The 12,927-nt window shown below is 73.5% G+C and carries 11 protein-coding genes; 10 read left to right on the top strand and 1 reads right to left on the bottom strand.

The features are described from left to right. The first annotated feature begins 90 nt into the window (after positions 1-90). From J2Z30_RS01665 to J2Z30_RS01650, 4 genes are all read left to right on the top strand, one after another. Complete coding sequence (locus J2Z30_RS01665; protein WP_044576777.1) at positions 91-1,116, top strand: C40 family peptidase; 1,026 nt, start codon at positions 91-93, stop codon at positions 1,114-1,116. A 220-nt stretch (positions 1,117-1,336) separates the two neighbouring features. Next, entirely contained in the window at positions 1,337-2,482 is a 1,146-nt protein-coding gene (locus J2Z30_RS01660; RefSeq protein WP_044576778.1) for a C40 family peptidase, read from the top strand. 31 nt (positions 2,483-2,513) lie between these two features. Further along, on the top strand, positions 2,514-3,788 hold the full coding sequence (locus J2Z30_RS01655; RefSeq protein WP_411762023.1) for a hypothetical protein: 1,275 nt from the start codon (positions 2,514-2,516) through the stop codon (positions 3,786-3,788). 573 nt (positions 3,789-4,361) lie between these two features. Then, entirely contained in the window at positions 4,362-5,504 is a 1,143-nt protein-coding gene (locus J2Z30_RS01650) for a glycosyltransferase family 4 protein (RefSeq protein ID WP_044576780.1), read from the top strand. 49 nt (positions 5,505-5,553) lie between these two features. Here J2Z30_RS01650 and J2Z30_RS01645 read toward each other — a convergent pair whose 3' ends face one another. Beyond that, complete coding sequence (locus J2Z30_RS01645) at positions 5,554-7,350, bottom strand: AMP-dependent synthetase/ligase (RefSeq protein WP_044576782.1); 1,797 nt, start codon at positions 7,348-7,350, stop codon at positions 5,554-5,556. A gap of 252 nt (positions 7,351-7,602) precedes the next feature. Between J2Z30_RS01645 and J2Z30_RS01640 the strand changes: the two genes are divergently transcribed. From J2Z30_RS01640 to J2Z30_RS01615, 6 genes are all read left to right on the top strand, one after another. Continuing rightward, positions 7,603-8,364, top strand: coding sequence for a metallophosphoesterase family protein (locus J2Z30_RS01640; protein ID WP_044576783.1), 762 nt, complete (start codon positions 7,603-7,605; stop codon positions 8,362-8,364). A gap of 66 nt (positions 8,365-8,430) precedes the next feature. Then, positions 8,431-8,871, top strand: a complete 441-nt coding sequence (locus tag J2Z30_RS01635) for an SRPBCC family protein (RefSeq protein ID WP_044576785.1) — start codon at positions 8,431-8,433, stop codon at positions 8,869-8,871. 141 nt (positions 8,872-9,012) lie between these two features. After that, positions 9,013-10,371 (top strand): ArsA family ATPase, encoded by a 1,359-nt coding sequence (locus tag J2Z30_RS01630; protein WP_044576786.1) that lies wholly within the window; start codon positions 9,013-9,015, stop codon positions 10,369-10,371. Positions 10,372-10,492: 121 nt separating this feature from the next. Next, positions 10,493-10,960 carry a DUF5304 family protein gene (locus J2Z30_RS01625; protein WP_044576787.1) on the top strand — a complete coding sequence of 156 codons (468 nt, stop codon included), beginning with the start codon at positions 10,493-10,495 and terminating at the stop codon, positions 10,958-10,960. Between the two features lie 57 nt (positions 10,961-11,017). Beyond that, on the top strand, positions 11,018-11,959 hold the full coding sequence (locus J2Z30_RS01620; RefSeq protein ID WP_044576788.1) for an ROK family glucokinase: 942 nt from the start codon (positions 11,018-11,020) through the stop codon (positions 11,957-11,959). 16 nt (positions 11,960-11,975) lie between these two features. Beyond that, on the top strand, positions 11,976-12,869 hold the full coding sequence (locus J2Z30_RS01615) for an endonuclease/exonuclease/phosphatase family protein (RefSeq protein ID WP_044576790.1): 894 nt from the start codon (positions 11,976-11,978) through the stop codon (positions 12,867-12,869). Positions 12,870-12,927: the final 58 nt, after the last annotated feature.

Below are 12,927 nucleotides of genomic sequence, written 5' to 3'. Positions count from 1 at the left end.
TACCGCCGAGTCCGCGCCCTGTCGCGGAGCCGGGGCTTCACAACCCCCCAACTCCCGGTAGGCGGCTGGAGGAAGAAGGAGCTCGCCTTCGTGGCGTCCCACCGTCGACCCAAGCAGCCGAGCCGCACTCGGGTAACCGTCCTCACCGCGACCGCGGCCGCCGCCGTCGCTCTCACGTCCCAGGCCGCCCAGGCCGCTCCGAAGCAGGACAAGAAGGACGTCAAGGAGCAGGTCGACAAGCTCTACGAAGACGCGGAGCAGGCGACCGAGAAGTACAACGGCGCCAAGGAGAAGCAGCAGAAGCTGGAGAAGCAGGTCGGCGAGCTCCAGGACAAGGTGGCGCGCGGCCAGGAGGACCTGAACAAGCTGCGCAACGGCCTGGGTTCGATGGCCACCGCCCAGTACCGCTCCGGTGGGATCGACCCCTCGGTGCAGCTGCTCCTCTCCTCCGACCCGGACACCTACCTCGAGAAGGCGTCCACCCTCAGCCAGCTGAGCGGCAAGCAGGCCGAGTCCCTGCGGAAGATCGCCGACAAGCAGCGCACCCTCAAGCAGCAGCGCGAGGAGGCGTCCACCAAGCTGCAGGACCTTGCCGACACCCGTAAGGCGCTCGGCAAGAAGAAGGACGAGATCCAGGGCAAGCTGTCCAAGGCCCGGAACCTTCTCAACACCCTCACGGCCAAGGAGCGCGCCAAGCTGGCCGCCCAGGACGCCGAGCGCGCCAACCGCTCCAGCGAGCGCGTCGACCTCGGCAACGAGGTGCCCGAGTCGGGGCGTGCCGCCGCCGCGCTGGCCGCCGCCAAGACGAAGATGGGCCTCCCGTACGTCTGGGGCGCGACCGGTCCGTCCTCCTTCGACTGCTCCGGACTCACCGGCTGGGCCTACCAGCAGGCCGGGGTGCAGCTGCCGCGGATCTCCCAGGACCAGGCGAACGCCGGCACCCGCATCAGCCGCGGTGAGCTCAAGCCGGGCGACCTGGTGCTCTTCTACGGCGACCTGCACCACATAGGCCTCTACGCGGGCGGCGGCCAGGTGCTGCACGCGCCCAAGCCCGGTGCCGGTGTGCGCTACGAGTCGATGGACAACATGCCGTTCCAGTTCGGCGTCCGGGTCTGATCCGGGAGGCCTGCGAACCAGGTTTCAAACCGCCTCAACTGCCATCCTTTCGGGCGAATCTCCAGCGCCCTCGCTGATCCCCCGCCCCGCCGGTGACCTGCGTCAGTCGGCGGGGCGTCAGTGTGCCCGCACCTCACGGCCGTTGGACCGTGGGTGGCGCCGCGGCTACTGTCTGCCCGCAGTTCTCAGCCCGACACTGCGGAAGGGAGTGCGGCTTCCCATGGCGTCCTGTCGCCGCGTCGCGAAACCCCGGTCCGGCCGGGCCACCGTCTGGACCGCCGCCTCGGCGGCCGCGGTGGCCTCCGCCGCCGCGCTGTCCGCCGTGCCTGCCGGTGCCGAGCCGCACGACCCGGCGGGCAGTCCGTCCGCCCGGTCCGCCGGCGACCGGATCGCCACGCTCTACGCCCAGGCCGAGCGGGCCACCGAGCGCTACAACGCGGCGGAGACGCGGGCCCAGGCCCTGCGCCGCCAGGTCGGCCGGGTCCAGGACCGGGCCGCCCGCGGCCAGGGGCGGGTCAACCGGATGCGGACGGCGCTCGGCGCCCTCGCGGGCGGGCAGTACCGCACCGGCGGGATCGACCCGGGCCTCGCCCTGCTGCTGTCCGGGGACCCGGCCCAGTACCTCGACCGGGCCGCCACCCTGGAGCGGATCACCAGCCGTCAGACCGCCCAGCTGCGGGTGTTCCAGAGCGCCCAGCGGACGCTGCGGCAGGAGCGCGCGGAGGCCGCGGCCAAGCTGGTGAAGCTGGAGCACAGCCGTAAGGAGGTGGCCCGCCACAAGCGGGCGGTCCAGCGCCGGCTGGCCACGGCGCGGCGGCTGGTGAACGCGCTGCCGCCGGGGGAGTGGGAGAACTACGCACGCCGCGCCTCGCGGGCGGGCGGACGGGAGCACGGCGCCCTCGCCGGGCTGACGCCGGGCGCCCTTCCTGGCGGCCGCTCCCCTTCCGGTTCCGATTCCGGTTACGGCCCCGACGAGCTCCCTGGGGGCCTGCAGGGAGGGCCGCACGCCGTGCCGTCCTCGGGACGGGCCGCCACGGCGTACGGCGCGGCACGGGCGGCCCTGGGGCTGCCGTACGCATGGGGCCAGGCCGGTCCCACCGCCTTCGACTGCTCCGGGCTGATGCAATGGGCCTACGCCCACGCCGGAGTGGCCATTCCGCGCACCTCCCAGGCCCAGGCGCACGCCGGGCAGCCGGTGCCGCTGTCCCAGGCCCGCCCCGGCGATCTGGTGGTCTACCGCTCCGACGCCAGCCATGTGGCCATGTACGCGGGCAACGGGCAGGTGATCCACGCCCCTTACCCCGGGGCGCGGGTCCGGTACGACCCCGTGGGCATGTTGCCGATCTCTTCCATCACTCGGGTCTGAAGCCGGCGCGCGGGCTCGTACGATCTAAGACGTGGCGGGTCGGTGGAGATCGGGCGGATGGCGGGCGCTGCTGTGCCTGCCCCTGGTGGGCGCGTTCTCCCTGACCGCGCTGAGCGGCTGCGGCCCCGTCCCCGCGCCCGACGACCCCGAGGGGCGCGACGGCCGGGCCGTGCAGCGCATGCTGGACCAGCGGGCGGCGGCGGTCCGGAAGCGGGACGCGGACGCCTTCCTCGCGACCGTCGACCGCGGCTCGGCCGGTTACCTGACCGAGCAGCGGCGGGTGTTCCGGCAGATGTCCGCCGTACCGCTGCGCTCCTGGACCTACCGCCTGGTGCGCACCGGCGGCTTCGCGCCCGCGCGAGTCGGCGGCCGCAGCCTCGCCGCGCAGGTCGAACTCCGGTACCGGCTGAAGGGGTACGACACCGCGCCGGTCGTCTCCGCCCAGTACCTCACCCTCGCCCGGCGCGGCGGGCAGTGGTACGTCGCCTCCGACGACGGTGTGGTGGACGGCAAGCGCGGTATGGAGCAGCTGTGGGACCAGGGCACGGTCGACGTCGTGCGCGGCGCCCACAGCCTCGTCCTCGGCGTCGGGCAGGACCGGCGGGTGCTGCGCGCGGTCGCCGACACCGCGGACCGGGCGGTGCCCGTCCTGGGCCAGGTCTGGCCCCATGAGTGGGCCGGGCGCGTCGTGGTCGAGGTCCCCGCCTCCCTGGGCCGGATGGCCGCCCTGCTCGGCGCCTCCGCGGATGGCTACCGCGGGATCGCCGCCGTCACCACCGGCGAGGTCGGCGGGGCCGGTGACGAGACCCCCGCCGACCGCGTGATCGTCAACCCCGAGGCGTACCAGGTCCTCGGCGACTTCGGCCGGCGCGTCGTGATCACCCATGAGACGGCCCATGTGGCCACCCGCACCGCCACCAGCGCCGCCACCCCGCTCTGGCTCTCCGAGGGCTTCGCCGACTGGGTGGGCTACCGCACCCCGGGCCGCGCCCCCCGCCAGATCGCCCCCGAACTCACCGACGCCGTCACCGCCGGGCACCTGCCCACCGCGCTCCCGCGCGACGACGACTTCCGCTTCGGCAGCGACCCCGACCGCCTCTCCCGCGCCTATGAACAGGGCTGGCTCGCCTGCCGCCTGATCGCCGACACATGGGGCGAGAAGAAGCTGGTCGACTTCTACCGCGCGGTGGGCCGGGCGCATGAGCGCTCGGGGGCGGTGGAGTCGGCGCTGCGGAAGGTACTCGGGGTGAGCATGCGGGAGTTCACGGCGCGGTGGCGAAAGTACGTGGCGACCGAGCTGAGCTGAGCCCCGCCCCCGCCCGCGCCGACCGAGCCGGACCGCGCCCGGCGCCCCGGGCCCGTGCGTGGCGACCGAGCTGAACTGCACCCCGGGCCCGTCGTGGCGACCGAGCTGGACTGCGCCCCGGGCCCTGTATGTGGCGATCGAGCTGGGCTGAGCGGTGCCCCGGGCCCCGCCCCGCCCCCGTAGGTGGCGACCGAGCTGGTCTGTGCCCCGGTCCCTGTACGTGGCGATCGAGCTGGGCTGAGCGCTGCCCCGGGCCCCGCCCCGTCCCCGTACGTGGCGACCGAGCTGAGCTGAGCCCCGCGCCCGTGCGCGGCGACCGAGCCGGGCTGCGCCCGGCGTCCCAGGCCCGGACGCGTACGTGGCGATCGAGCTGGGCTGTGCCCCGGTCCCTGTACGTGGCGATCGAGCTGGGCTGAGCGCCGCCCCGGGCCCCGGCCCGTCCCCGTACGTGGCGACCGAGCCGGGCTGAGCCCCGCGCCCGTCCGCGGCGACCGAGCCGGGCCGCGCCGCCCCGGGCCCCGGGCCGGACGCGGCGGAGCGGGCCCGGGGCCGCGCCCGGTACTGTCGGCCAGGATGGACAAGACCCTGCTCGTGACCAACGACTTTCCGCCCCGCCCCGGCGGCATCCAGGCGTTTCTGCACAACATCGCGCTGCGCCTGGACCCGGACCGGATCGTCGTCTACGCCTCCACCTGGAAGCGCGGCCGGGAGGGTGCCGAGGCCACCGCACGCTTCGACGCCGAGCAGCCGTACCCGGTCGTCCGGGACCGGACGACCATGCTGCTGCCCACCCCGCGCGTCACCCGCCGCGCGACCGCGCTGCTGCGCGAGCACGGCTGCACCTCGGTGTGGTTCGGCGCCGCCGCGCCGCTGGGGCTGATGGCCCCCGCGCTGCGCGCGGCCGGGGCGCGGCGGCTGGTGGCGACGACGCACGGCCACGAGGCGGCCTGGGCGCAGCTGCCCGCCTCACGGCAGCTGCTGCGGCGGATCGGCGGGGCCACGGACACCCTCACCTATCTCGGTGAGTACACCCGCTCCCGCGTCGCCGCGGCGCTCGACCCCCGGGACGCCGCCCGCATGGTCCAACTCCCGCCCGGCGTCGACGAGAAGACCTTCCGCCCCGGTTCGGGCGGCGATGAGATCCGGGCCCGGCTGGGCCTGGCCGAGCGGCCCGTCGTGGTCTGCGTCTCCCGGCTGGTGCCGCGCAAGGGGCAGGACACGCTGATCCGGGCCATGCCGCGGATCCTCCAGCGGGTGCCGGACGCGGTGCTGCTGATCGTCGGGGGCGGGCCGTACGCGAAGGATCTGCGCCGCCTCGCGGAGACCAGGGGCGTGGCCGAGTCGGTGCGGTTCACCGGCCCCGTCCCCTGGGAGGAGCTGCCCGCCCACTACGGCGCGGGCGATGTCTTCGCCATGCCATGCCGCACCCGCCGCGGCGGGCTGGACGTCGAGGGCCTCGGCATCGTCTATCTGGAGGCGTCCGCGACCGGTCTGCCGGTCGTCGCCGGGGACTCGGGCGGGGCGCCGGACGCGGTGCTGGACGGCGAGACCGGATGGGTCGTACGGGGCGACTCCGCCGAGCAGAGCGCCGAGCGCGTCGTGACCCTGCTGGAGGACGCGGAGCTGCGCCGCCGCATGGGCGAGCGGGGCCGCGCCTGGGTGGAGGAGCGCTGGCGCTGGGATCTGCTGGCCGACCGCCTGAAGTCACTGCTGTGACGACGCGGGCCCGGGGGCGCGCCCCCGGGCCCGAGCCGGCCTGCTGTCGTCAGCCTCGGTAGAGCGCCTCGATCTCCGAGGCGAAGTCCTTCGCCACCACGTTCCGCTTCAGCTTCAGCGAGGGCGTCACATGCCCGGAGTCCTCGGTGAACTGCGTCGCCAGGACCCGGAACTTCCGGATCGACTCCGCCTTGGACACCGCCGCGTTGCCGTCGTCCACCGCCTGCTGGATCTCCGCCAGCAGGTCCGGGTCCTCCCGCAGCTCGGCCACCGTCACGCCCTCGGGCTTGCCGTGCTCGGCCGCCCAGCGCGGCAGGAACTCCTCGTCCACCGTGACCAGCGCGCCCACGAAGGGGCGGCCGTCGCCGACGACCATGCACTCGGCCACCAGGGCATGGGCCCGGATCCGGTCCTCTATCACCGCCGGGGCGACGTTCTTGCCGCCCGCGGTGATGATGATCTCCTTCTTCCGGCCGGTGATGGTGAGGTACCCGTCCTCGTCGAGCGTGCCCACGTCCCCGGTGTGGAACCAGCCGTCCGACAGCGCCTCCGCCGTGGCCGTCTCGTTGTTCCAGTACTCGGTGAAGAGGTGCTCACCGTGCAGCAGCACCTCGCCGTCGTCGGCGATGCGCACCACCGTGCCCGGCATCGGCTGCCCGACCGAGCCGATCTTCTGCCGGTCCCAGGGGTTGAAGGTGGTCGCCGCGCAGGACTCCGTCAGGCCGTACCCCTCCAGGACCGTGAAGCCGATGCCCCGGTAGAAGTGGCCCAGCCGCTCGCCGAGCGGCGCCCCGCCGGAGATGGCGTGGGTGGCCCGGCCGCCCAGCACGGCCCGCAGCTTGCTGTAGACCAGCCGGTCGAAGACCTTGTGCTTGAAGCGGAGCCCGAAGGACGGCCCGCCCGGGGCGTCCAGCGCCTTGCTGTACTCGATGGCGGTGTCGGCCGCCTTGTCGAAGATCTTGCCCTTGCCCTCGGACTGGGCCTTCGCCCGCGCCGAGTTGTAGACCTTCTCGAAGACGCGCGGCACGCCAAGCACCAATGTGGGCCGGAACGCGGCGAGTTCGTCGGTCAGGGACTTCACATCCGGCACATGGCCGAGCTTGATCGGCGCCAGCACCGCCGCGATCTCCACCAGCCGCCCGAAGACATGGGCCTCGGGGAGGAACAGCAGCACCGACGACTCACCGGTGTTGAAGATCGGCTTGAGCCGCGCCACCGCGTTGCCGCACTCGGCGAAGAAGCTGCGGTGGGAGAGCACACAGCCCTTGGGGCGGCCGGTGGTGCCCGAGGTGTAGACGATGGTGGCGGCGGAGTCGGCGTTGGCGATCGAGGAGCGCTCGTCCACCTTCTCCTCGGGGACGTGCTCGCCCAGCTTCCCCAGCGTCCCGATGGCGTCGCCCTCGATCCGCCAGACGTGCTTCAGGGTGGGCAGGGTGTCCCGGACGGCCTCGACGGCGGCCTCGTGGACGCCGGTCTCGACCAGCGCGGCCACCGCGCCCGAATCGCTGAGGATCCACTGGACCTGCTCCGGTGAACTCGTCTCGTACACCGGCACGGTGACCCCGCCCGCGCTCCAGATGGCGAAGTCGAGCAGCGTCCACTCGTAGCGGGTTCTGGACATCAGGCCGACCCGGTCGCCCGGTTCCACACCGGCCGCGATCAGGCCCTTGGCGGCGGCGCGCACCTCCGCCAGGAACACGGTCGCGGTCACGTCCTCCCATCGGTCGTCGACCTTGCGGCCGACCACGGCGACATCGGGATGCTGTGCGGCATTGCGGCGGATGAGATCCGTCAGATTGCCGTCGGCCGGAACCTCGTACAGGGCCGGAAGGCTGAACTCGCGCAAGACTGCTGCTCCTCGTGGGGCGCCGGCGCCGCTACAGGGCATGGGGGGTGGTGGACGGCCCGGACGTTACCCATCGGTACGCTTCCGGGATAGGGGTTCCTGCCCAGATGTTTGATGCGTCACACACCGCCTTCGTGCTGCCCGCAGACTAGTCGACGGGTGCCGCGTCCGCTAAGGAACCGCAGGTGGACGCGGGGCGGTGCAGGCGGAACACCTTACGGGCGCGGGCCCGTACGTCTTAGGGTGACACGCATGCGAGTCCACGTGGTGAGTGACGTGCATGGCAACAGTGAGGACCTCGAGAAGGCCGGTGACGGGGCGGACGCCCTGATCTGCCTCGGTGACCTCGTTCTCTTCCTCGACTACGCCGATCACTCACGTGGCATCTTCCCCGATCTCTTCGGGGTCGAGAACGCCGACCGGCTGGTCGAACTGCGCACCGCCCGCCGCTTCGAGGAGGCGCGGGCGCTCGGCAACCGGCTGTGGGAGGGGCTGGACCGCAACGCGGCCATAGAGGCCGGGATCCGCCGCCAGTACGCCGAACTCTTCGCCGCGTTCCCCACCCCGACGTACGCCACCTACGGAAATGTCGACATGCCGTCACTGTGGCCGGAGTACGCCCAGTCCGGCACCACCGTCCTGGACGGCGAGCGCGCCGAGATCGGCGGGCTGGTCTTCGGCTTCGTGGGCGGCGGGCTGCGCACGCCGATGCGCACCCCCTACGAGATCGACGACGAGACCTACGCGGCGAAGATCGCGGCGCTCGGCGAGGTGGACGTGCTCTGCACCCACATCCCGCCGGACGTGCCCGACCTCTGCTACGACACCGTCGCCCGCCGCTTCGAGCGCGGCAGCGCCGCCCTGCTGGAGGCGATCCACACCGTCCGTCCCAAGTACTCCCTCTTCGGCCATGTCCATCAGCCGCTCGTCCGCCGGATGCGGATCGGGGCCACCGAGTGCGTCAATGTCGGGCACTTCGCCTCCTCCGGCACCCCCTGGACCCTGGAGTGGTGACCCGCGCGCGGTAGCCTTCAGCCGCAGAGGACCCATGCGGCGGACCGGTACGGAGGAGCCACGGCGATGGCGGAACACACCAGCTCGAGCATCACGATCGAGGCGGCCCCGGCCGACGTGATGGAGGTGATCGCCGACTTCGACCGTTACCCGGAGTGGTCCGGTGAGGTGAAGGAGGCCGACATCCTCACCAAGGACGCCCAGGGCCGCGGCGAGCAGGTGCGGATGCTGCTCGACGCCGGCGCGATCAAGGACGACTACACCCTCCAGTACAGCTGGACCGGGGACGACCAGGTCAACTGGTCCCTGGTCAAGTCCCAGATGCTGCGCACCCTCGACGGCTCCTACCGGCTGTCGGCGCGCGACGGCGGCAAGAGCACCGAGGTGACGTACCAGCTCACGGTCGACGTCAAGATCCCCATGCTGGGCATGATCAAGCGCAAGGCCGAGAAGGTCATCATCGACCGCGCGCTCGCGGGCCTGAAGAAGCGCGTCGAGGGCGCCTGACCCGCCCCGGACCGCCCCGGACCGCCCCGGGCCCCGACGGTGCCCGGGGCGATCCACAGTGCGGGGTACGCTCCGGCGGGTGCGGAGCACCGGACCCGCGCCGCGCACACCGACGTAACCCCCCTGCCGGAGGCTCTCTTCATGCGTACGGTCCTCGTCACCGGCACCGGCGGCGCGGGCCGCACCACAGTGGCCGCCGCGACCGCCCTCGCCGCCGCCCGTGAGGGGCAGCGGACCCTGCTGCTCACCGCCGACTCCGACGGCACCCCCGAGGCGCTGCTCGGCATCGGCACGCCGCGGTCCGTACCCGGGCGCTCGGCGGACCGGTTGCCGTGGTCCGTACCCGTCGAGCTCGCGCCGGGGCTGTGGGCCGCGCGGGTCGTCACGGACGAGTGGTTCCGCGGTGAGCTGACCGCCCTCCAGGACCGCGGCCACGGCCTGCTCGACCTGCTCGGCGCGACCCCACTGGACGGCGAGGAGCTGACCGCCCTGCCCGGGGTGGAGGCCATCGCGCTGCTGCGCGCCCTGCGCGCCGCCCAGACCGCCCCGCCCGGCACCGGCTGGGACGTCCTCGTCGTCGACATGCCGCCCGCGCCGGACACCGTCGCGCTGCTCGCGCTGCCCGAGCAGCTGCGGCGCTATCTGCGTCGGCTGCTGCCCGCCGAGCGGCAGGCGGCCCGCGCGCTGCGGCCGATGCTCGCCCAGCTGGCGGGGGTGCCGATGCCCGCGCAGAAGCTGTACGAGACGGCCGAGCGCTGGGAGCGGGAGCTGGCCGCCGTCCAGGGAGTGATCGAGTCCGAGGCCACCACGGTACGGCTGGTCGTGGAGCCGGGACCGCTCGCCGACCGGGCGCTGCGCACCGCCCGCGCCGGTCTCGCGCTGCACGGCTGCCGGGTGGAGGCGGTGATCGCCAACCGGCTGCTGCCCACCGGCACCGCCGACCCGTGGCTCGCCGCGCTGTCGGGCCAGCAGCAGGACGCGCTCAAGGAGCTGTACGAGCAGTGGGCCCCCGCCGTCCCGGTCCGTGAGCTGCCGCATCTGGGCCGCGATCCGCACGGCCTCGGCGAACCGCGGCCCGCCGAACCGCACCCTGCCGAGTCGAATCCCGTCGAGCCGCACCCGGCCGAGTCGTATCCCGCCGAGCCGCACCCCGGCGACGGCGCCCGGCGCGCCCCGGCCGGGCTCGCCGATCTCGCCGGGGCCGTCGGGGCGCCCGAGGCGCGGCCCGACCGGCCCGCCGCCGACCCCTGGACCGTCGAGGACCGGCTGGCCGAGGACGGGGTGCTGCTGTGGCGGCTGCCGCTGCCGGGCGCCGACCGCGACAGGCTCTCCCTGGTGCGCCGGGGCGATGAACTGATCGTCACCGTCGCGCCGTTCCACCGGGTGCTGCCGCTGCCGTCCGCCCTGCGCCGCTGCACCGTCTCCGGCGCCGGGCTGCGCGACGGATGGCTCCAGGTGCGCTTCACTCCCGACCCGGACCTGTGGCCGAAGCGGCTCTGACCCCCGCGTCCACGACGGCCGGTCTCCGGCTCTGACCCCGCCCCCCTCCTTCGGGTAACGTCGGTCACAAGCCCGGATGAACGTCACCGGGCAGCCAGCATCCCCGCCGCAGGAGTTCGCCATGAGCGATGCCACCGAGCGCCCCCCGGAGCCCCCGGTCACCGATGTGCCGGTCACCGAGATCGACCCCGATGCCTGGGAGCGGGCCTGTGAGGAGGACCTCGCAGCCGAGCGGGCCAGGCAGCGGGCCCGGCAGACCACCGAGGAGCCGGGAAGCGTGGCCGAGGAGTTCCTCAAGCTGGCCGACGCGCTCGCCGAGAAGGTCGCCCAGACGCCGATCGCCGGGACCGCGGTTCAGGGGGCCGTACAACAATTGATCGCACAGGCGAAGGCCGGGGTGGAACCGGTCATAGAGCGCAATCCAGAGGTTTTCGAACACCTCGCCAGCGCCGGATCCGAGCTGCTCGCCGCCTATCGCGCCGCCGTGACCGGCCAGGAGCGACGCTGGACCCAGGGCACCGAGGGTGATTCCAAGGGCAGCGGCGAGGAATCCGAGAGTTCGAGTAGTGAACACATCGACCTCGACTGAGCGCTACCTCCGGTACCGTTAGCCTCGGCGGGGTTCGACCAAATAACTGAGGGACTCATGGGACTCACCATCGGCGTCGACATCGGCGGCACGAAGATCGCGGCCGGCGTGGTCGACGAAGAGGGCTCGATTCTCGAGACGAGCCAGGTTTCGACCCCGCACACTCCCGAGGGAGTCGTCGACGCCATCGCGGACGCGGTGCGCATCGTCAGCGAGGGGCATGAGATCGAGGCCGTCGGCATCGGCGCGGCCGGATATGTGGACGACAAGCGCGCCACGGTGCTCTTCGCGCCCAACATCAACTGGCGGCACGAGGCACTCAAGGACAAGGTCGAGCAGCGCGTCGGCCTGCCCGTCGTGGTGGAGAACGACGCGAACGCCGCGGCCTGGGGCGAGTACCGCTTCGGTGCCGGGGTCGGCCATGACGACGTCGTCTGCATCACCCTCGGCACCGGCCTCGGCGGCGGCATCATCATCGGCGGCAAGCTGCACCGCGGCCGGTTCGGCGTCGCGGCCGAGTTCGGCCACATAAGGGTCGTCCCGGACGGTCTGCTGTGCGGCTGCGGCAGCCAGGGCTGCTGGGAGCAGTACGCCTCCGGCCGTGCCCTGGTCCGCTACGCCCAGCAGCGCGCCGCCGCCACCCCGGAGAACGCCACGGTCCTGCTCGGCCTCGGCGACGGCACCTCCGAGGGCATCGAGGGCAAGCACATCAGCGACGCCGCCCGCCAGGGCGACCCCGTCGCCATCGACTCCTTCCGCGAGCTGGCCCGCTGGGCCGGGGCCGGGCTCGCCGACCTCGCCTCGCTCTTCGACCCCTCGGCGTTCATCGTCGGCGGCGGGGTCTCCGACGAGGGCGATCTCGTCCTGGAGCCGATCCGCAAGTCCTTCCGGCGCTGGCTGGTGGGCAATCAGTGGCGTCCGCACGCCCAGGTGCTCGCCGCCCAGCTCGGCGGCAAGGCCGGGCTCGTCGGCGCCGCCGACCTGGCCCGCCAGGGCTGAGACGCGAGGGGGGAACGTGCCGCTCGCGGACCTGCCCGGATCCACCACCGGCCCGGACGCGGCGGTGGTGCGGGTGCTCAGCTACAACATCCGCTCGATGCGGGACGACCGTGAGGCGCTGGCCCGGGTGATCCGGGCCTGTGCCCCCGATGTCGTCTGCGTCCAGGAGGCGCCGCGCTTCTTCCGCTGGCGCAAGGCCGCCGCCTGGCTGGCCCGGGAGACCGGCCTCGTCTACACCACGGGCGGGGCCACCGCCGCCGGCCCGATGATCCTCACCTCGCTGCGCGCCCATGTGGAGCACGCCGAGGACACCCTGCTGCCGCGCGTCCCCGGGCTGCACCGGCGCGGTTTCGCCACCGCCGTGCTGCGCTTCGGCGGCGGCCACCGCGACACCGACCTCCGCGGCACCGGCGACCGCGGCACCGGCCTCCGCGACACCGGCGACCGCGGCACCGGCCTCCGCGGCACCGGCCTCCGCGACACCGGCCGCCCGGAGAACGGCGACGGCACCGGCGTCCGGCTCGGTGTGGTCAGCTGCCATCTGAGCCTCGCCGAGGCCGAGCGCTACGAGCAGGCCGGAATGCTGCTGGACCACCTGACCGCGCTGGACGTCCCGTACGCCATCGCGGCCGGTGACATCAACGACCGGCCGGACGGCCGCGCCTTCCGCCGGATCGCGGGAAGGCTGCGGGACGGCTGGGCCACCGAGCCCTGGGGGAGCGAGGCCACCTTCTCCCCCAAGGACCCGCGTCAGCGCATCGACGGGATCTTCGCCTCGGAGGGCATCGAGATCATCGGCTGTGGGGTCCCGGCCGGGCTGCCGGGCGTCACCGACGCGGACCTCCGCCTGGCCACGGACCACCTTCCGGTGCTGGCCGCGCTCAGGCTGCCCCGGGTGTCCCCGGTCTGAGCGGGTGGGCATGAAGCCGGAGCCGGGGCGCGAAGCCGGAGCCGGGGCGCGCCCGGCT

The organism is Streptomyces iranensis (assembly GCF_017874715.1).
Taxonomy (GTDB): Bacteria; Actinomycetota; Actinomycetes; order Streptomycetales; family Streptomycetaceae; genus Streptomyces; species Streptomyces iranensis.
The sequence above is the reverse complement of the archived record's forward strand: the minus strand, read 5'-3'. Positions and strand labels throughout refer to the sequence as shown.

Bases quoted from the DNA above. Each gene is read 5' to 3' on its own strand.
- J2Z30_RS01660 (WP_044576778.1), top strand. From the start codon at position 1,337: ATGGCGTCCTGTCGCCGCGTCGCGAAACCCCGGTCCGGCCGGGCCACC.
- J2Z30_RS01650 (WP_044576780.1), top strand. From the start codon at position 4,362: ATGGACAAGACCCTGCTCGTGACCAACGACTTTCCGCCCCGCCCCGGC.
- J2Z30_RS01640 (WP_044576783.1), top strand. From the start codon at position 7,603: ATGCGAGTCCACGTGGTGAGTGACGTGCATGGCAACAGTGAGGACCTC.
- J2Z30_RS01635 (WP_044576785.1), top strand. From the start codon at position 8,431: ATGGCGGAACACACCAGCTCGAGCATCACGATCGAGGCGGCCCCGGCC.
- J2Z30_RS01630 (WP_044576786.1), top strand. From the start codon at position 9,013: ATGCGTACGGTCCTCGTCACCGGCACCGGCGGCGCGGGCCGCACCACA.
- J2Z30_RS01625 (WP_044576787.1), top strand. From the start codon at position 10,493: ATGAGCGATGCCACCGAGCGCCCCCCGGAGCCCCCGGTCACCGATGTG.
- J2Z30_RS01620 (WP_044576788.1), top strand. From the start codon at position 11,018: ATGGGACTCACCATCGGCGTCGACATCGGCGGCACGAAGATCGCGGCC.